We start from the raw sequence: 19615 nt of genomic DNA on the forward strand, positions 1-19615 counted from the left end.
CCTTCCGTCCATCCGGACCAACGAGACACGATCATCGAGACGGCCACCGGCCGCTCGCTTTCGTCCTCCACGGACACAATCCCCTAAGATGTACATCGGCGGAGGCCCGAACCGGGGACAAGGGCCCAGGCCGCCCTCGGCAATCTCGTTGATCTACCTAGATTTAGTTCCGTCGCGCGGGGGCCGACCGGGCTCCCTCACCCGCGCTTCGCTTGCCCTCTCCCGCGGGGAGAGGGAGTAGACGCCCGAGTCGGGGTCACTTCTATATTATACACTATGGGCGGTAATCACGGTCCGACGGCTCAGGGGCGGGACGGACCGCGCGCCCGCCGCCGCTCGGCCTCTTCCATCCAGCCGCGCTTCAACTTCTCCGGGGGGATGCTCGAAAGGTACGGCTTGATGTCGAGGATCGGCGTGCCATCGAGCATGTCGATCCCTTTCACGTGAAGCCGGTTGCCGTCGCGGCGGAGGAGTTGAACGACGGTCAGGCCGATCGGGTTGGGCCGGTATGGCGAGCGCGTCGCGAAAACCCCGTGCGGACGGTCGTCGGTCGGCGGCGTTCCGAGGAGCTCGACGCTTTCCGACCGGTCGAAGACCCAGATCACATAGAGATGCGAGAAGCCTTCGACGTCGGTGAGACCCGCCTCGAGGTCCCGGTCGATCTCGAGCACGCCCTCGGCCTCGTGCCTGGCGCCCGGTCCCTTCGGGATCTCGGACGTGTCGCGGTACGGTCCGCGGACGAAGCCGATCGAGCGCATCGAACGCATGACTGCATTTGACGCCCGTGAGAGGGTGGAACGCAACGGCCCGTCCGGCCCGGCGGCATCAATCCCCCTTCTTCCCTCCCGGCGAGGCCCCGGCGGGCTCGGAATGCCAGAGCGACCGGACGGCTCGGAAGAGGCGGGCCGGATGCGCGGCGAGCCGCGCCGCGCTTCGGAGATTCGCCCGGGTCGGCTTCCGCAGGGATTCCCGGAGAAGCTCCGCCGCATAGCGGCGCCGGGATCTTCGATGCCATGCGAGAGCCGCCGGGTCTCCGTCGAAGCGCGGCGCCGCCTCGAGATCGAAGTGACCGAACCTGTCCTCGCCGCGGACGAGGGTCGCCGACTGTCGCCGTCCCCGGCGGGATACGCCCGTCGCGATGTAGCGGACCGCGAGGCCGACGCGAAGGTTCGCCGACGCGTTCGGACCCGATCCGTGCAGGAGCCGAACGTGATGCAGCGACATCTCCCCGGGGGCGAGCTCGACGTGCCGCACCCGGTCTTCGGGAATGTCCACCGCCGCGGACTGGCCGCGAACGAGCAGGTTGTCTCCGCCGAACCGGATCGCGTGGGGCACGTCGGGTCCCCGGTGGGAGCCGTCGACGACGCGCAGGCAACCGTTCTCGACCGTGCTCTCGGTCAAGGCGATCCAGGCCGTGACGACGCCGTCCTCCGGAGCGAGGCCCCAGTAGGAGGAATCCTGGTGCCAGGCCACGAAACCCGGCGTGCGGCCGGCCTTGACGAAGAACACGGAACGCCAGACGAGAACCTCGCGTCCGATGAGGGACTCGACGGGATCGAGCACCCGGGGATGTCGAACCAGGTCGCTGACCCACTTCGCGTAGAGGTGCGGCTTGTGGCGCGCCGCCGGGGCGGCCATCCCTCCCGTCGCTCCGAGGAGCGTTTCGAGCTCGGCCCGGGCCGCCGCGGCTTCGGAGGGCGACAGCACCGGAACGGGGGCGAGATGACCGCGCTCGCGAAAGGACCGGACTTCCTCGGGCGTGAGGCCCATCCCGATCAGGGCTCCTGCGGCAGCGCGATCGACGACTGGCCGAACACGTACTTCCAGCCGTCCTTCGTCCGCACGTACGTGTCCGAGAACCAGAGCTTGCGGTCGAACGACTGGCCGCCCTGCTTTCCCTTGAGCCAGAGCTTCGCCGTGACGACGGCCGTGTGGCCCCACACGCGGACCTTCTGCGAGCCGTCGATCTCGACCTGCTTCTCGTAGATCGCGTCCCTGTCGCGCGCGGACTTCAGCAGGTCCGCCTTCGTGTACACGGCGCCCTTTCCGATGACGAGCACCATGTCGTCGGCGAGTATCCGGGCCATCGTGTCGGCGTCGTTTCGCTCGACGGCGGCCTGGTATTCGGTGTCGAGCGCGGCGACGGCCTTCGCGTCCTCCTCGGGCGTCGAACCGCTCGACCGGCCCGGGACCGCGGCGGCGAGGGCGAACGCCGCGAAGGGAATCAAGGAACCGATTCGCATGGAGACCTCCTCATGAAGCGGGAAAAGCTTACCGGGTCGGAGGCTCCTCCGGAAGCGCGCTTTCGGACAAGCGCCGGGGCGGGGCGGCCGGTCGCTCGGAACGGCGGGCTCATCGTCCGCCGGAGCGGCCTCGTGCCGCCTTTCAAGCGAGGAGCGAATCGACGATCTCGGCCGGGCCGGGCGCCGCGAAGAGATAGCCCTGGGCCTGAAGGCAACGGTGATATCGCAGGAATTCCAGCTGCTCCTGACGCTCAACGCCCTCGGCGATCGAGCAGAAGCCGAGCTGATGGCCGAGGCGAAGGACGGCCCTCGCGATCGCCGCGTCGCGCGGCTCCCGGGGAACGTCGCGGAGCAGCGAAGGGTCGATCTTCACCGCGTCGAACTCGAACCGGCGGAGCGCCTCGAGCGAAGATCCCCCGCCCCCGAAATCGTCCAGCGCCACGCCCACGCCGAGCCGCCGGATCTCCCGCATCGCCTCGAGGCATCCCGCCAGGCGCTCGGCGGCCGCGCGTTCGGAGATTTCGAGGAGGAGAGCGCTCGGAGGACATTCCGTTTCCTCGAGGATCGACGCCAGCTCCGGAACGAACGCGGGATTGCGCAGCTGCGCGGGTGAGACGTTGACCGAGAGTCTCGGCCGAACCCCTCCCGGTCCGCGCCAGCCGGATGACCGGGCACAGGCTTTTCTCAGGATCTGGCGGCCCAGAGGCGCGGTCAGCCCCGTTTCCTCCGCGAGCGGGATGAATTCGGCGGGAGAGACCGTCCCCCGGCCGCTCTCGCTCCATCGCGCGAAGGCCTCGATCCCGGCGATCCGGCCGGTCGCCAGGTTGATGACCGGCTGGAACGCCAGGCCGATCTCTCCGCGTTCCACCAGCCGCCGCAGCTCCGACTCCATTTCGCGTCGGCTGGCCGCGCGGTCGCCGAGGGCCGGCGTGAAGAGCTCGCAGCGATCGCGCCCCTGCTCCTTGGCCCGGTACATCGCGACGTCGGCGTTCCTGACCAGGACGTCGCCGTCGATCCCGTCCGCCGGGCCGAGCGCGATCCCGATGCTGCCGGTGACGAACAGCTCCCGCGCGTCGACCGTGAACGGCACCCGGATGGCCGAAAGGATCTTCTCCGCGACGGGAAGCACGTCGCCCGCACGCGCGATGTCGGAGGCGAGGATCACGAACTCGTCCCCTCCGATGCGCGCGACCGTGTCCCCTTCCCGCACGAGCCGCGAGAGGCGCGTGGCGACCTCGCGCAGGAGGACGTCCCCCCCGCCATGCCCGGCCCGGTCGTTGATCCGCTTGAATCCGTCGAGGTCCAGGAAGAGCACCCCGACGAGGTCGCCCTGCCTTCGGCTTCGCGCGAGCGCGATCTCGAGGCGATCCTGGAGCAGCGGCCGGTTCGCCAGCCCGGTCAGCGCGTCGTGGTAGGCCAGGTGATGAATCCGGGCGCGCGCCTCCTCGATCGGGACGGGACCGGCTTCCCCGCTGGACTCCCTGTCCTCGACCATCGGCAGCTCAGGAGCGGCGGGCCGACGCGCTTTCGCGATCGACCGGCGAAGATTCCGAGAGCTCGCCGGCGAGCCAGGCCTCCGAGGCCGGCCCGCCGACCGCCTTCACGAGCGGACACCGGATCCCCTGTTCGACGAGGACGAAGGGAGGCGCATAGCCCTGGAATCCCAACGAAGAGAAGAAATGGGTCTGCTCCTCGCGGACGTGGCAGAAGAGCAGCACCGCTCCTCCGACGTGCGCGAGGACCTCGGCGCGGTGGAGCAGATGGGCGAGAACCGTCGTCCGGCGCAGCGCGCGCGCGACACCGATCTGGTCGGCCACCGCGAGGTCCCGCGAAACCTTCCGAAAGCGCGACGCCTGCAGCCCGGCGCGCAGGTCCGGCGGGATCGGCCCGAGCTGAAGGCGCAGGGCCGCGACGATTCGCCGCTCCCATTCGACGTACAGCAAGGTCGCCCCCTCGTCGGCGACCTCCCGGAGGATCTTCCGATCGCGGCTGCCCATGGTCGGCCATCGGCCATATTCCGCGATGTGGCTGTCATAACGGAACCGAAACACCCGGTCCCGCTCCTCGCGGGTCTGGGCGATCCGCACGTCCCAGGCCGGGGACTGAGCCTGCTCTTCCATTGGGCGATCCTCCGGTTTCTGGAGGAAGAGACGGACGGGAGGAGAGGATTCCCGGGGAAAAAACTTCGAAAAAGCCCCTTTCGAGGAGAGCGAGCACGCCGTGCTCCCCCGACGCAGGAGGCGTCACGAAGGCAAGAGGGGCGGCCCGAAGGCCGCCCGACGGAGGACGCGTCCGACCCGCGCTCGAGCGCGCTATTCGGAAAACAACGCGATCGGCGAGCAGCGCGTCAGCGGCCCGGGCATGGTCACGATGAAGTTCTGGTCGGGAACCAGCCGGAGCGCTTGAGCGGGCCGATCTTCTTTCGGCAGCAGGTCGTAGATTGCCCGAACGTGATGCAACGTCCCGCTCGATTCGCGCACGTTGCAGTGACAGACGTTGTAGATCGCGATCCGGATGTCCTGCCCGCCGCCGGAGAACTTGATGTCGAACGGTTGGCTTCCGTCGAGGGACCGCACGTGGATGACGGGCTCCTCGACGTTCATGCTCCATGCGACGGCCGTCGCCATCGGCTCCCCTTTGATGACGGGGGTGTCATCCGCAGCTCTGACTTCGAACTTGTTTCGATCGCTCGTGGTCAACGTGCCGCCGTTGATATGGACGACCGCGTTGACGGGCGTCGCTCGTTCACCGGGCTGCGGCGCGGGGACCGCCTGGGAATAACCGCCGAACACTTTGTCCGACCATCCGGACTGGATGTGCGACAGGGACAGGAGCTTGTCCAGCCCGGTCGTGCTCATCGCGCCGGAAGCCCCTTCGATAGACACCGACTTTCCCGAGAGATCCCAGGTGGCGTACTGGACTTCCGAGCCCGGGATCGTGACGATCTCGAGCGGAGGAAAGTTGTCGTCCCACGAAGCCGTGACGGCGGCGTTGTTCATCGTTCCGAGTCGAATGGGAACGGTCATCCGCGGATGATGTTTCTCCAGTTGGCGCTGCTGGCCCACCGGTTTCGAAAACTGGTTCGAATACGACGTATCGAGCAGAATCGCGGAGAAATGCTCCGCCGGCGTTCCCGGGCTCCAACCGGCCGGATGGACCATCGCGATCAAACCGGTGAAGACGACTTCGAGTGGCGTTGCCATGGATGACCTCCATTCTCATCTTTCGGAAGCGGCTCGAATACCGCGCCGAGCACCTGGAAGCCCGCCCAGGCTCCCGGCCGGGAAAGGGCGGGATCCCCGTCCTTCAAGAGCGCGAGCTGCGCTTCCCTGAGGGATTCCGCCGGGGATTCGCCCCTGCCGATTCCCCGGTGGAATTCCACGAGGAGGCGGCGCGAAGCGCCGTCGTCCGCGCGCCAGAGTGAGGCCACCACATCGGGCACTCCGGCCGCGAGGAACGGCCTCGCGAGCGACATCGGCCCCTCCCCGCGAGAAATCGGCCCGTTGGCCGCTCCGCAGGCCGAGAGGACGACGAGTCGGGTCCGGGGGAGCTCGATCCCGTAGATCTCTCGCGCGAACAGATCGCCCGGGGAGCCATCGCGCCCCCGGGCCATGACCAGTCGGGAGAGATCCGGGTAGTCGGCGTCGGCGATCGCGTGACCCGCGAAATGGATGATCGCGCTCCGCCGGCCGGCCTCGCGGAATCGGCTGGGCGTGGCCTCCTCGCCCGCGAGGATCGTCGCGTGCCGGTAGTTTGCGCTCGCTTCCTCGACCTCCCGGACGGATTGCGGAAGGCCGGGAAGATCCGCCGCGGACTCCGGATCGACACGGGCGCCTCCCACGAAGAGGGCCGCCAGCTCCCTTTCCTTCGAAAACGCTCGACCTCGTTGGCAGGCTCGCAGGAAGACGGTGCCGCTCGGAGCGATCGAGACGGCATGATCTTCGACGAGATACCGGTGGGTTCGCGAGTCTTCCAGTGCGGCGAACGGTATCGAATGCAGGATTCCATCGGGCAGAAAGACGAGCGAGTCGCCGCTCGAAACGTACGGCAACAGCGGACGGATCAGGACGTCGTGAAGATCGCGAGAAATCGTCTCCCGCGGGAGCCGGGAGACGCCCGCCTCGAGAAGGCGCCGGCGGTACCGGCCGGAAAGAGTCGTCAAGCGCTCGCTCGTGACCGGGACCCGCACGAACCGAACCTGCCCCTCGCGAACCACCCATTCGAAGAGCGAGTCGTCGAGAACGCAGTAATAGATGAGCGCCACCCTCCGGGGAAGCCGAGCGGCTATTTCGAGCGCTCCCAGCGGCCGCGCTCGCGGTTCGCGGAGAAGGCCTCCGGCGTCGAGCAGATCTCGACCCCGCGCACGCTCCGCGTAATCGAGACCGCTGACCGGGTCGCTCTTTTCTTGGACTTCCAGACGAATGATCTCCGAGAACAAATCCCAGGATCCGTCGAAGTAGGACACACGGGCCTCTCCCTGGCTCCTTCGGAAACGCTCGAATTCGTCGATGCCGGACTCGAAGCTCGCTTTCGCTTCCCCCGTGTCCCGAAGACCGACGTTCGCGCGCCCGAGAGCCAGAAAGATCTGCGGAAGGAGATCCGTCTGCTCCGCTTTCCGGGCGAAATCAATTGCCGCCTTCAGCGACTCCCGGGCTCGCGCGGCGTCGGTCGTCGCCTCGGCCTCGCCCGAATAGGTGAGGAACTCGCCCCTCAAAATCCGGGACAAGGCTGGAGACGCGACACTCGGGATCAGCGCCTCCGCTCGGGACAGGAGGCGCTGCGCCTCGCGATCGTGCCCCTGCCGGTTCTCGGCCAACGCCGTGACGAGATCTCCTTCGACGACGGACACCGGCGACACGCCCGAATCTCCCCGGTCGCGCGCCTCGCGCAGGAATGCGAGCGCCACGTTCGGCATCGAATCCCGAAAGTAGATCGCCGGGCTGACGAGATAGTTGTGACGATGCTCCGCATCCAGATAGTCGATGAATCTCAAGAGCCCGCGAACCGTGCGCCAGGCCTCTCGGTGATTCCCGAGGCAAAAATAGGAGTTTCCGAACAGGCCATCCAGCCTCGCCGTGTGGTCATGCTCCTTCGCCATTTCCAGGATGCGTCGGGCCGCCTTGAAATCGTCGAGAGCCACGGCGTAGTTTTGTTTCTGAAGTTGAAGAAGCCCCATCTCCCACCGGCTGGGCCCCTCGAGGGACGGATAACCACGGTCACGTGCGCGACGCGCCACGTCATCGAGAATCCCCTTCACCGAAGCCAGGCGGCCGGCATCGGCGAGGTCGAGGGCCGCCTCCAGTCCGGCTTTCAGGCCGAGAGGATGATCGATCGCGGTGAGTAACCCGGCCGCCTCCTGGCAGGCCGCCAAAGAGCGATCGATGTCGCCTTTCCTGCGAAAATCCTGGCAGTCACGATATCGAAGGAGCCCCCTGGCCATCGACATCCGTTCCCGCGGACGCCGCGTCGACGAGACGACGTCGAGAGAGTCGAGCAGGATCCTGTCGCCGGAGGATTTCGATTGCTCGACGGCCAGTCGCGTCGCCGCGAGCTGTTGCCGATCCGCAAGATCCTTATTTCCGCTCGATTCCGCCTCGGCCCACGCGGGGAGGAGCTCTTCCTCCACCATCTCCCTCGTTTCCTGGCAATAGTCGGGGACGATGGCTCGAATCGCCTTCGCATCGCCCGCCGTCGCGGCCGCAAGCAATCTCGCCTTCGCCTTTTTCCATTCCTCGGCGTGGTTGGGTATCGCCTCGATCGCGGCCAGCCGCCGGCGCGCTTCGTCGGCCCAGCCCGATCGGGAGTCCCGCGCGAGATAGTCGCGCCAGGCCTTCGCCGCTTCGCTCTTCAAGGGGAGCTCGTCGAGCGCGAGCGCGCGGTTGAACCAGGCTTCGAGGATCGACGGATCGAGCTCCGTCGCCTTCTGAGCGGCCTCGAGCGCCTTCGGATAGTCGTCGGCGCGGTCCTTCTCCCCGGCGCGAACCAGGTAAGCGGCGGAGAGGTCGGTCAGATAGCGCGCGTTTTTCGGCTCCTCGAGGGTAGCCTCCTCGAGGTTGGAGACGGCGTCGTCGTATTTGCCGAGCACGAGGTTCGCCGCGCCGAGAGCATCGAGGGTCGCCGGGGTCGAGTGCTGATCGTCCCTCTGGCGAATCTTCGCGGCCGCGGCAAGGACCTCCCACGACTCGGACTCGGAAAGGGGCTTCGCCGAGCGATAGCGCGGCGCCATCGGCCCGTACGCGAAGCCCCCCGTCAGCCGCGGCTCGAAGGGACGCTCGGCGCCGACGGCGGCGACGAGCTCGGCAACGTCCGGGGGCACCCGGCGGCGGGCGCGCAGAAACGTCGCCAGCGGAATCGCCGCCGCGACGAGCGCGGCCGCGGCCGCGAGAACGATCCATCGGCGCCCGAACCGCGGGCGAACGACGGCTGCCGCGGCGTCGGCCTTCCCGAGCTCGGCCTCCGAACGCGCCGTCTCGGAGAAGACCGTGAAGCAGTCGTCGCACGAGGCCAGATGCGTTTCGATATCCGCTTTGTCCGGGCCCGAAAGGCGGCCGTCCACGTACGCCGCGATCGCCTCCGGCTCCGGACATCCTCCGCGGATCGGGAAATGGGGATTTTCGTCGACCAACAGACTTCTCCTACCCTCCCGATCCCGTCTGAAGAGACGGACCGGAATCGAGCGTTCCCAGGAAATCCGAGACTTCCGAGGCGTTGAGTCCGGCGGCCTCCAGGCGGCGCCGGAGCGAGCCGAGGATCCCTTCGATGCGCCGATAGAGCGGCTTTTGAGCCAGGCGCAGCGCCGCGGCGACCTCCGCGACGGTCGAGCCTCCTTCGAAGCGCATCTTGAGAATCAGACGATCCTCGGCCGGCAGCTCCGCGAGCGCTTCACGGAGCGCGATCCCCGCCTTCCGTCCCGAGGGCGCGAGCTGCCGGTGGAAGACGTCGCGCTCGACGTCGTCCGCGGCGGGGACTTCCTGCGCGCTCTCGTCTCCGACGAAGCGTCTCCGCGCGCGATTCGGCAGCCGGCGGCAGGTTTCGAGAAGCGCCTCTCGCGACGGCGGGTCTCCGCCCCGCGTGGAAAGACTCTCGATCGCCTCGTCGCGGCTCAAGCCGTCCCGAACCGTCAGGCGCTCGAGCTCGATCGCGATCGGTCCGAGCCGGCGCGCCTCGGCCGACGGCCGCCATTTGCCCCATTCGGAGATCCGATAGTCGAGGAATCGGCGCTGGATCACGACCGTCAAATATGTGCGCAGAGTGCTCTGACCGCGAAAGCGGCGCAGGATCTCGTAATCGTTCTCGATCAGCTTGAGATGGATGAGGGACCGGACGTCGTCCGCTTCGGCGCCGGAAAGCCGGTTCCGGCGGCAAACGAACGCGATGATCCGATCGATCGTCGGAAGCTGCGAAAGGAAGAAGCGCTCCGCGTGCGGCGAATCCGCGCCGGAAGGGAGCGCAATTCCCGCAGCGTCGATCGACGGCGCGTCCGACATGCGTTTTTCGGGGCCTCGCTTTCGGTTTGGAAACGATTCTAGCACTCGACCGATCGGGCCATCGCCGTCTCGATTCCGGATACCCGCCATGGCGAGCCCATCGCGGCCGTCGTCCTCCGAAGGACCCAAGGACCTCCTAACCGCGGATCGCGGCGGCATTTCCCGTCGGGACCCCCGGCCGCGACGGGCCTCCCGCGCCGACGGCGGACGCGCTCCCGCGGCGGCGGGCGTGCAGCACCCGCGCGAGTCCGCGCACGCCCGCTCGGATCGCGTCGGTCGCGAGAGCCGAGTAACCGAGGACGAGCGCGGGCTCCGCGCTCCCGTGCGTGTAGCGCGACAGCGGCGTGGCCTCGATCCCGTGCGCCGCCGCGCGCCGCGCGACCTCGCGGTCGTTCTCGCCCGGATCCAGGCGGACCAGGAGCTGGAAACCTCCCTCCGCGGGTCCGACGCGCACGCGGCCCCGGAGCTCGCGGTCGAGCGTCTCCACGAGCGCGTCGCGGCGGGAGCGGTAGACCGCCCGCATGCGCCGCAGGTGCGCCGCGAAATGGCCCTCGTTCATGAAGTCGGCGATCACCGCCTGGGGAATCGTGGCCGTGTGTCCGTCGATCTGGCGGCGCGCGTGGACGAACGGGGCGGCGAGCGACGGAGGCACGACCATGTACGCCACGCGGATCGACGGGAATAGCGATTTCGTGAACGTCCCCATGTAGATGACGCGCCCGGCGCGGTCGAGGCCGTGGATCGCGGCGATCGGCCTTCCCTCGTACCGGAACTCGCTGTCGTAGTCGTCCTCGAGGATCCACGCGTTCGATCGCCGGGCCCACTCGAGGAGCGCGAGGCGCCGCTCGAGCGACATCGTCACGCCGGTCGGGTACTGGTGCGAAGGCGTGACGTACGCCAGGCGGGCGCCGTCCGCGGTCCGCTCCCCTTCGTCGACGCGCAATCCGTCGCCGTCGACCGGGATCGCGTGCAGCCGCGCATGCGCCGCCTCGAGCGCCGAGAACGCGCCGGGGAAGAACGGGTTCTCGATCCACACCGCGTCGTCCGGATCGAGGACCATCCGCGCGGCGAGGCTGATCGCCTGGAGCGAGCTCGTGAGAACGATGACGTCTTCCGGCCGGCAGCGCACGCCGCGCGATTCGGAGAGGTAGCGCGAGATCGCCTCGCGCAGAGGCGGATATCCGGCGGGATCGCCGTAGCCGAGGAGCGACGGGTCCGACGCGCGAAGACGCCGGGCGGTGAGCCGGCGCCAGAGGGCGGCCGGAAACTCGTCGAGCGCGGCGAACCCGGCGCCGAACGCCCGCACCGACTGCGGGTCGCTGCAGGTGAGGCATCGGGCGAGAGCGCGGCCGCGCGCCGAGAGGCCGCGCGTCGGGACCGCAGGCGCGCGGCGGGCCGCGCGAGCGGCGCCGAGCGGCCGGGCGGGAAGGCACGACGCGACGAACGTCCCGGCGCCGATCCGCCGCGAGAGATACCCTTCCGCGACGAGCTGCTCGTAGGCACCCTCGGTAGTGTTCCGCGAGACGCTCATCTCCGCCGAGAGCATCCGCGTGGACGGGAGGCGCTCCCCCGGCCTCAGCCGGCCGTCGAGAATCGCGCCGCGCAGCTCGCGGTAGATCTGCGCGCGGAGCGGCGTCCCCGGCGGAACGCGATCGGCGACGGGGACGACGAGACGCCCGCCCGCGCGCTTCACGGCTCTCCCGATCCCTCTCCCCGCGGGAGAGGGCCGGGGGCGAAGCCGCGCGGGTGAGGGAGCTCCGATCGGCGTCCTCCGGAAATTGGTCCCACCATCGTCATGAAAACGGTCCTCATGATGGCACCATTCTACGCGTACACTCGGTCTCGAGGAAAGGAGGGGCCGATGTCGAAGTCCGCGTCGCTGGTCGTGTGCGGATGCTGAAGCGCGCCGCCCTGGTCACCTGCCGCGAGCTTCCGGATCTCACGGAAGACGACCGGCCGCTCGTCGCGGAGCTCGCCCGGTTCGGGATCGCCGCATCGCCGGAGATCTGGGACGACCCCTCCGTCTCCTGGACGCGATTCGACCTCCTCGTGATCCGTTCGACGTGGGATTACCACCGGCGACTCGCCGACTTCGGGCGCTGGATCGCGGCGCGCGAAGCGGAGGGATCGGCCCTCTGGAACCCGGCTCCGCTCCTGCGCTGGAACGCGCACAAGTTCTATCTCGCCGAGGTCGAGGCGAAAGGGATCCCGATCGTGCCGACCCGATTCCTCCGCGCGGGCGATACGGCGGATCTCGCCCGGATCTTCGAGGAGGAGGGGTGGGAACGCGCGGTCGTCAAGCCGGCCGTCTCGGCCGGCGCGGACCGGACCGTCGTGATCGGCCGCGGGGACGCAGACGACTTCGCCCCTCAACTGGAAACGCGGCTCGCCTCCGGAGACACGCTCGTGCAGCGGTATCTGCCCGAGATCGAAACGGCGGGAGAGTGGTCGTTCGTGTTCATCGACGGTGCGTTTAGCCACGCGGTTCGCAAGCGCCCGGCGCGGGGCGACTTCCGCGTCCAGGAGCACCTCGGCGGAATGGTCGATCCCGGCCCCGCTCCCCGCGCGCTCGTCGCGGACGCGCGGCGCGCGCTCGGCGCGGTCGACTTCCCGTGGCTGTATGCCCGCGTCGACGCGATCGAGTCGAGCGGGCGGCTGCTCGTCATGGAGCTCGAGATGTTCGAGCCGTCGCTCTTCCTCTCGTTCGCGCCGGACGCGGGGCGGCGCCTCGCCGCGGCGATCGCCCGGGCGGCGCAGGAGGAGCGCGCCGGCCGGCGCGAAACGGTCGCGGTGCGCGAGGGTTGAGGATGGAACCGCACGGAAAGACCCACCGGTACGAGACGACGGTTTCCTGGACCGGAGATCTCGGCTCCGGCACGTCGTCGTACCGCGCGTATTCGAGGAATCACGAGATCTCGGCCGCGGGAAAGCCCGGGATCGCCGGCTCGTCGGATCCCGCGTTCCGCGGAGACGCGGCGCGGTGGAACCCCGAGGAGCTCCTCGTCGCGGCGCTTTCCTCCTGCCACATGCTTTCGTACCTGCACCTCTGCGCCGTCTCCGGAATCTCCGTCACCGCCTACGAGGACGGACCGGCCGGGCAGATGCGCGAGACCGAGGAGGGCGGCGGGGCCTTCACGGCGGTCGTGCTCCGGCCGCGCGTGACGATCTCCGGCGGCGACCCGGCGCTCGCGCGGGCTCTCCACGAGAAGGCGCACCGGCTCTGCTTCATCGCGAGCTCCGTCGGGTTTCCGGTGACCTGCGAGCCGGCGATCGAGGTCTCCCCGACGGCGACGAAGGAGACGGCGTGACGCGCCGGCGTTACGGTTTCGGCGAAGGTACCGTCGGCGTCGCCTTGACCGGCATCCCCGAGTAGTACGACGCGAGCCCGTCGATCTCCGCGCCGGTGAGCGCGCGCGCGGGGTCGCGCATCACCCGGTAAACGTCGTTGGCGCGCTCGCCCGACCGGAACGAAACCAGCTCGAACTTGAGATCGTCGTACTTCTGTCCGCGCAGGCTCGGCATCCCGTAAAAGCCCGGGTTCCCCGCGCCCCGCTCGCCGTGGCAGGCATCGCAGGCGACGATCATCCGAACACCGTCTCCCACGGACGCGAGCGTCTTCGCCTCGGCCCGGCCGGGGACTGCCGCGGGCGCGTGGGCCGCGGCCGCCGCGGAAAGCGGCGCAGGCCTGAGCGACGCGTAGAAAGCGGCGAGGTCGGCCATGTCCCGCTCGGAAAGGGAGGCGACGGCGTCGTTCATCATCGAGCTCGCGCGGGTGTTCGCCTTGTAGTCGCGAAGCTGCTTGTACAGGTAGAGCGGCGACTGGCCCGCGAGGTTCGGCACGTCCGGAGTGTCGATGACACCGGCTTCACCGTGGCAGTCCACGCAGTCCTTGTTGAGAGTCTTGCCCCGCGCCGGATCCCCTTTCGCAACGGCCCGCACGGTCTCGAGCGTCCACGCGACGGGCGACGACGGCGCCGCGAAGGCCAGGGCCGCCGTCAGACAGGCCACGGCCACAGCCGCTGCCGCTCGAAGCGGTCGTCCCCGCGAAAGCGGGGACCCAGGGTCTGGATTCCCGCGTTCGCGGGAATGACAAGAGAAAAAACGGATGTCGCAGGGCGGCGGGGACGTCCGGCGACCGGCCGGCTCACTGCATCGGCGCGGCGGCATTCTCATTTCGGCCCCCACGGGAGCGACTTGTGGACGTTCATGAAGAAGAACTGCCCGATCGGATACGCCCACGCGAGGAGCATCAGCACCGCCACGAGCCCGTTCCAGAGCGCGAACCCGTTTAAGAGGGGCGGAACCGAGACGAGCGGCACGGCCGTTTCCGCGTATGCGGGCTCGCGGTCTGCCACCCGTTGCCGGACCAAGTGCGTCAAAAGGAGGTTCCCGACGAGGAGGAGACCCGAGACGACGAGCAGGACGCCCCCCGCGATCATCACGCTCTCCCACGGCCTCCACCGCGCGACGATCCCCGGGTCGTACGGGGAGTACGCGGTGCGGCGGGGCATCCAGAGGAGCCCGAGGTAATGCCAGGGGACGGTCAGCGTGAGGATGCCGGCGAACCACGTCCAGAGCTGGACGTTCGCCATCCTCCGCGAGAAGAGGCGCCGCCCGGTCAGCTTCGGCCAGAGCGCGTAGGCGCTCGCGAAATACATGATCACGACCGTGCCGCCGAAGATCAGGTGGAAGTGCGCGGTGATCCACATCGTGTTGTGGACCATCGCGTCCATCGCGTAGGAGGCGTTGACGAGTCCCCCGAACCCTCCCGGAAGGAGCAGGATCGCCGCGAGGATCCCGCCGAGAACGACCGGCTCTCCCCAGGGCAGCGCGCGGATCCAGCCGAAGAGCCCGCGGCCTCCGCGGAGCCGCCCGGCGGTTTCGAGAGACGCGGCGACCGTGAACCCCGTCAGGAGCGTCGGGACGGCGACGAGGAAGGTCCCGAACGCGTGCATGAGCTTCCATCCGGCGGCCTGCTGCGGGTCGACGAAGATGTGGTGCAGGCCGATCGGAAGGGAGAACACGAGGAGCATCACGAAGACGACCCGCCCCATCTCGTCGGAGAAGAGGTATCCGCCCGCCGCCTTCGGGACGATCGTGTACAGCGTGACGTAGGCGGGGATCAGCCAGAAGTACACGATCGGGTGAAGCGTCCACGCGAAGAGCGCCCGGGCGAGACCGACGTCGATCGTGGAGGCGAGCCCGAGCGAAGCGGGAAGGAGCTGGAACACGACCTCGGCGACGACGCCCACCAGCGTCCATGCCCAGAGGAGCGCGCAGGCCGTCATCCCGAACTGCGCGAGCGGGACCGGCCGTCCCGGATTCTCGCGCTTCCAGTCGCGCGTCATGAGCATCGTGATCACGATCCAGGGGATCGAGCCGACGAGGAGGAGCGCGGCGCCGGCGTAGAAGCTCCAGTGCGCGAGCTGCGGCGGATAAAAAGTGTAGAGGATCGTCGCCTTGCCGGAGACGATCGAGAACGCCGCGACGAGCGTGCCGAAGAGCATCGTCGCGAATCCCGCCCACGCGATCCGCGGAGCGCGGAGGGGCCGGCCGAGCGCCGTCGCGGTCACGAAGAAGCCGAAGCCGACGATGAAGAACGTCGTGAGGACGTACGCCATGACGACGCCGTGGAGCGTCGTCGACTCGTAGTAGGCCGAGGCCGACGCCGGGAGATGGCCGCTGCGCTCGAGGAGCTGGTACAGGCCGAGGATCGCGGCGATCGCGAAGAGGCCGAACCCGACCCAGAAGTTCGCGAGCGCCAGACCCGCCGGCCGGCGCGCGCCGGGAGCCGCCGCGGCGCTCATCGGGGCGTCACCCGCACGCGGGCCCACATCGACTGGTGTCCGAGGCCGCAGTATTCGTTGCAGAAGAGCGGGACCGTCACGCTGCCGTCGGGATTGCGCACCCCGGCCTTCGCGACCGAATCGAAGTCGATCGTCGTGCGCACCTCCGAGACGTAGCCGGGGACGACCTGGGTGCCGATGTTCGTGCCGGCGACGTGCAGGCCGTGCAGCACGTCGGCGCTCGCGGCGCGGATGACGATCGGCGTTCCGGCCGGCAGCGTGAGCTCCTGCGGCACGACGTGAAAGCGCGCCATGACGAGGCGGGCGACGACGGTGCCGTCCTTCTCCCGGCGCACGCCGAGATGGTCCTCCGCGAACTCGGGCGTCAGGTGCAGCCGGGTCGAGTCGATCGTCTCGACGTTGCTCGGAGGGTGGATGCCCATGGCGACCGCCGTGTAGACGACGATGCCGATCATCACCGCGACGAGGAGAACCGCGATCGCCGCCCAGCGCTTCTCGAGCCGGTGAACGTGCACCGTTGCCCTTTCAGCGCACCGGGCCGTCGGCGAGGAAGCGGCCGAAGTAGAGAGCGGCCCAGCCGGCGAAGAGCAGGAACCCGACGATGAGCATCAGCGCGAAGGTCCCTCTCGGAGCCTGCGCGAGGATCTCTTGCTCGTCCGATCGGTCACGCTCCATGAATCCTCCGTGCGTTTCCGGAGTGGTTTGCGCGATTATACGCGGGGATATGCCCGAGATGGCCGTCACCGCGTTTCTCGTCGGGCTCGCCGGCGGCGTCCATTGCGCGGTGATGTGCGGCGGGCTCGTCGCGGCGTTCAACGTCCGGCCGATCTCCGCCGGCGGCCTTCCCGCCCGCCGCCCGCCGCGCGGCATCCTGCGGCAGCTCGGCTACAGCGGGGGAAGGATCGCGAGCTACACGATCGCCGGCGCGATTGCCGGAAGCGTCGGAAGCCTGGGCCTCCTCTACGGCCGGGCGCTCTCCGCGCGCCTCGTGCTGCTTCTCGCGGCGAACACCATGATCGTCCTGCTCGGCCTGTACCTGGCGGGCGCCGGAAACACCGTCGCCTTCCTCGAAAAGGGAGGCGCGGTGCTCTGGCGCGCCCTCGTCCGCGCGGGAGCCCGCCTGTCCCCGGCGGAGAGTCCGCTCCGGGCGTTCGCGGTCGGCCTCGCGTGGGGCTGGATCCCCTGCGGCCTCGTCTACGGCGTGCTCGCGACGGCGGCGGTCTCCGGGAGCGGCGCGCGGGGCGCCGCCGTGATGGGCGCATTCGGTCTCGGCACGCTCCCGAACCTCCTCGCCGCCGGCCTCGCTGCGGAAAAGCTCCGCCGGCTCACGCGCCGGCCTCGCGTGCGGCTCGCCGCCGGAGTCTTCGTCGTCCTGCTCGGGCTGATCGGGTTCGCCCGGATCCCGCAGGTGCGCGAGCATCTCGGGCACGGCCTCCACCGGATGACCGTCCCGGTCAGCCGCGCGCGAGCCGCAGCGAATTGAGGACGACGACGACCGAGCTCGCCGACATCCCGAGCGCGGCCTCCCACGGCGGGAGGAGCCCCGCCGCCGCGAGGGGAACGAAAAGAGCGTTGTAGGCCAGCGCCCAGGCGACGTTCTGGACGAGGACGCGGCGGCACCGCCGGGCCAGGCGCCGCGCCGCGGCGAGCGGGGCGAGGCTGCCGCCGAGGATCACGAAGTCGCTCGTCAGACGGGAGAGCGCGGGCGCCTCCTCGAAGGAGACCGACGTTCCACAGGCGGCCAGCGCCGGCGCGTCGTTCAACCCGTCGCCGACGAAGAGGAGCGGCGCCGAGCCGCGCCGGCCGGTCGCCCAGGAGAGCTTGTCCGCCGGCCGCATCCCCGCCCGCCATTCGTCGAAACCCAGGGCACGGGCGATCCTCGCGACCGGCTCCGGCGCGTCGCCCGAGAGCAGGACCGTTCGACGGATGCCGGCGCGGCGGAGCTGTGCGACGAGGGTCTCGGCGCCCGGACGAAGCTCCTCGGCGAGCACGAAGAGGGCGAAGCGGCTTGCGCCGTCCGTCAGACACGCGACCACCCGGCCGCGCGCGCGGGCGGCGGCGATCTCGGAGTCGAACGCGCCGCACCCTTCCGGAAAGGCGAGCTCCGGCGATCCGAGCCGCCAGCGCGTTCCCTCGAGGGTGCCGGCAACACCCATCCCCGGATGGCGCTCGACGCCGCACGGGACGACGGGCGCAGCCCGCGCCGACGCGCGCAGCGCGCGCCCCGCCGGATGCGAAGAGCCCGCTTCGAGGGCCGCCGCGATCCCGAGCGCCTCCGCGCGGCCGAGGCCTCCGGCGAGAGAGACGCTCTCGAGAACGAGCGCCGGCCCCGTGAGCGTTCCCGTCTTGTCGAAGACCGCGGTGTCCGCGGCCGCGAGCTCCTCGACCGCCGCCATCCGCGCGGGGAGCACCCCCTCCCGGAGGAGCCTTCCCGCCGTGACCGCGAGGGCGAGCGGTGTCGCGAGCGCGAGCGCGCAGGGGCACGTCACGATGAGGACCGCGACGGCCGCCGCAAGCGACCGTGATGGATCCCGAAAAGCCCAGAACGCCGCCGCGGCCGCGGCGAGAACGAGGACGACGGCGACGAGCCCCGCGGCGAGGAGGTCCGCCATCCGCGCCGACGGAGGCCGGGAAGCGAGGCCGCGCTCGAGCAGCCGGTGGATCTCTCCGAGCGTCGAGTCGCTGCCGGCGCGCGTGACCCGTGCGAGGACCGGCTGGTCGAGATTCGCACTGCCGGCGACGACGGCGTCGCCGGGAGCGCGCCGGCGCGGCGCGGGCTCGCCCGTGACGACCGACTCGTCGAAGGCGGACGTCCCTTCGAGCAGGACGGCGTCGGCGGCGACGACCTCGCCGGGGAACACGCGGATCACGTCGCCCGCCGCGAGGTCGAGCGCGGCCGTCTCGACTTCCCCCGCCGCGTCGACGCGCCTCGCGCGCGCGGGCCGGATCACGGCGAACCGGTCGAGCACGGCGGCGGCGCGAAGGCGCGCCCGCGTCTCGAACGCGCGCGCGAGCAGGACGAAGAAGACGAGCATCGCGATCGCGTCGAAATAGACGGGGCCTCGTCCCGCGACCGTCGCCGCGGCGCCGCCGACCCACGCCGCGAGGAGCCCGATCGCGATCGGGACGTCCATCCCGGCGCGCCGGGAGCGGAGGTCGCGCCAGGCGCCGGCGAAGAACTCCCGGCCCGGGTACGCCAGCAGGAGCGCGGACGCCCCGAGGCCGGCCCAGCGGCCGAACGACTCCCAGAGCGGCATCCGCCCGGCGCCGTCCGGGACTCCCATGAAGTAGGCGGCGAGCGCCAGGTTCATGACCATCATCCCGACGACTCCGGCGAACACGAGGCTCGCCGCGTCGCGCCGCGCCGCTTCCTCCGACAGCCCTTCCCGGTGGCGAGCGTCGATCGGCCGCGCCTCGTAGCCGATCTCCCGGACGGCCGCGAGGATCGCCCCGAGCGCGACGCGGGACGGGTCCCACCGCACGCGCGCCGTCGTCCCGGCGTACGGCACGACCGCTTCGACGACCCCCGGCACGGCCTGCAGACGGCGTTCGTTCAGCCACAGGCACGCGGGACAGCGCACCCCCTCGATGAAGAGCGAGGCCTCGCGATGCGGCCCCACGCGGCGCACGAACGTCTCCTGGAGATCCTCCCGATCGAAGAAGCGGTCGTCGTCGACGGCATCGCCGGACCCCGCCGTCGGCGCGGAGACCGTCCGCAATCGGTAGTAGTCGGCGAGACCGCCGCCGCCGATCGCCTCCGCGATCGCGAGACAACCGCCGCAGCAGAACTCGCACATCCTCCCGAGGACCTCTCCGCGCCATCGCCCGCCTGCCGGAACGGCGAGCCCGCAGTGGAAGCAGCCCGCGGCCGTGTCCGGAGCGTCCGCGCGCGCCGCGCCCTCCATCACGGAACCGGGCAGACGCCGCGCGCCATCTGGAGCGCGAAACCCGCGAGCACGGCCGCGATCACGGCCGCGAAGAAAAGGGTTTTGGGCCCCGAGAATCGGCGAGGGAAGGCCATCGAGGATGATATTAGCAATGTACACTCCGCGCCAGGAGCCCTTTCATGATGTTGCGA

Annotated in this window: 17 protein-coding genes; 3 read left to right on the plus strand and 14 right to left on the minus strand. The window is 69.8% G+C overall.

Going from position 1 to position 19615, the window contains the following annotated elements:
* Positions 1–302: 302 nt before the first annotated feature.
* From tsaA to VKH46_02935, 9 genes are all read right to left on the minus strand, one after another.
* Positions 303–767, minus strand: a complete 465-nt coding sequence (gene tsaA, locus VKH46_02895; GenBank protein HKB69761.1) for a tRNA (N6-threonylcarbamoyladenosine(37)-N6)-methyltransferase TrmO — start codon at positions 765–767, stop codon at positions 303–305.
* Positions 768–825: 58 nt separating this feature from the next.
* Positions 826–1770, minus strand: a complete 945-nt coding sequence (locus tag VKH46_02900; GenBank protein ID HKB69762.1) for a phytanoyl-CoA dioxygenase family protein — start codon at positions 1768–1770, stop codon at positions 826–828.
* A 5-nt stretch (positions 1771–1775) separates the two neighbouring features.
* A complete protein-coding gene (locus tag VKH46_02905; protein HKB69763.1) occupies positions 1776–2243 on the minus strand; it encodes a nuclear transport factor 2 family protein in 468 nt (155 codons plus the stop codon).
* Positions 2244–2385: 142 nt separating this feature from the next.
* Entirely contained in the window at positions 2386–3738 is a 1353-nt protein-coding gene (locus VKH46_02910; GenBank protein HKB69764.1) for an EAL domain-containing protein, read from the minus strand.
* 7 nt (positions 3739–3745) lie between these two features.
* Positions 3746–4363, minus strand: coding sequence for a hypothetical protein (locus VKH46_02915; GenBank protein HKB69765.1), 618 nt, complete (start codon positions 4361–4363; stop codon positions 3746–3748).
* Positions 4364–4555: 192 nt separating this feature from the next.
* A complete protein-coding gene (locus VKH46_02920) occupies positions 4556–5446 on the minus strand; it encodes a hypothetical protein (protein ID HKB69766.1) in 891 nt (296 codons plus the stop codon).
* Positions 5410–8868 carry a CHAT domain-containing protein gene (locus VKH46_02925; protein ID HKB69767.1) on the minus strand — a complete coding sequence of 1153 codons (3459 nt, stop codon included), beginning with the start codon at positions 8866–8868 and terminating at the stop codon, positions 5410–5412. The genes VKH46_02920 and VKH46_02925 overlap by 37 nt, the downstream gene beginning before the upstream one ends.
* 10 nt (positions 8869–8878) lie before the next feature.
* Complete coding sequence (locus VKH46_02930; protein HKB69768.1) at positions 8879–9730, minus strand: sigma-70 family RNA polymerase sigma factor; 852 nt, start codon at positions 9728–9730, stop codon at positions 8879–8881.
* Between the two features lie 136 nt (positions 9731–9866).
* On the minus strand, positions 9867–11423 hold the full coding sequence (locus VKH46_02935) for a PLP-dependent aminotransferase family protein (protein ID HKB69769.1): 1557 nt from the start codon (positions 11421–11423) through the stop codon (positions 9867–9869).
* A 200-nt stretch (positions 11424–11623) separates the two neighbouring features.
* On the opposite strand from VKH46_02935, the gene VKH46_02940 reads away from it, so the two are divergent.
* Together VKH46_02940 and VKH46_02945 are read left to right on the plus strand one after the other, a co-directional pair.
* Complete coding sequence (locus tag VKH46_02940; GenBank protein HKB69770.1) at positions 11624–12535, plus strand: hypothetical protein; 912 nt, start codon at positions 11624–11626, stop codon at positions 12533–12535.
* Positions 12536–12537: 2 nt separating this feature from the next.
* The gene (locus VKH46_02945) at positions 12538–13038 is read left to right on the plus strand and encodes an OsmC family protein (GenBank protein ID HKB69771.1); all 501 of its coding nucleotides are present in this window, start codon (positions 12538–12540) and stop codon (positions 13036–13038) included.
* A gap of 10 nt (positions 13039–13048) precedes the next feature.
* On the opposite strand, the gene VKH46_02950 is transcribed toward VKH46_02945, so the two are convergent.
* The 4 genes from VKH46_02950 to VKH46_02965 all read right to left on the minus strand — a co-directional run bounded on the left by VKH46_02950 (position 13049) and on the right by VKH46_02965 (position 16212).
* A complete protein-coding gene (locus VKH46_02950) occupies positions 13049–13738 on the minus strand; it encodes a c-type cytochrome (GenBank protein ID HKB69772.1) in 690 nt (229 codons plus the stop codon).
* A gap of 161 nt (positions 13739–13899) precedes the next feature.
* Positions 13900–15537, minus strand: coding sequence for a cbb3-type cytochrome c oxidase subunit I (locus VKH46_02955; GenBank protein HKB69773.1), 1638 nt, complete (start codon positions 15535–15537; stop codon positions 13900–13902).
* The gene (locus VKH46_02960; protein HKB69774.1) at positions 15534–16052 is read right to left on the minus strand and encodes a cytochrome C oxidase subunit II; all 519 of its coding nucleotides are present in this window, start codon (positions 16050–16052) and stop codon (positions 15534–15536) included. Before VKH46_02960 ends, VKH46_02955 begins: the two co-directional genes overlap by 4 nt.
* A 10-nt stretch (positions 16053–16062) precedes the next feature.
* Positions 16063–16212, minus strand: coding sequence for a hypothetical protein (locus VKH46_02965; GenBank protein HKB69775.1), 150 nt, complete (start codon positions 16210–16212; stop codon positions 16063–16065).
* A gap of 49 nt (positions 16213–16261) precedes the next feature.
* Here VKH46_02965 and VKH46_02970 point away from each other — a divergent pair, with 49 nt between their 5' ends.
* A complete protein-coding gene (locus VKH46_02970; GenBank protein ID HKB69776.1) occupies positions 16262–17020 on the plus strand; it encodes a sulfite exporter TauE/SafE family protein in 759 nt (252 codons plus the stop codon).
* On the opposite strand, the gene VKH46_02975 is transcribed toward VKH46_02970, so the two are convergent.
* Positions 16992–19442: a heavy metal translocating P-type ATPase gene (locus VKH46_02975; GenBank protein HKB69777.1), complete on the minus strand. Its 2451-nt coding sequence runs from the start codon at positions 19440–19442 to the stop codon at positions 16992–16994. The genes VKH46_02970 and VKH46_02975 overlap by 29 nt on opposite strands.
* Positions 19443–19615: the final 173 nt, after the last annotated feature.

The organism is Thermoanaerobaculia bacterium, from assembly GCA_035260525.1.
In the GTDB taxonomy this organism is placed as follows: domain Bacteria; phylum Acidobacteriota; class Thermoanaerobaculia; order UBA5066; family DATFVB01; genus DATFVB01.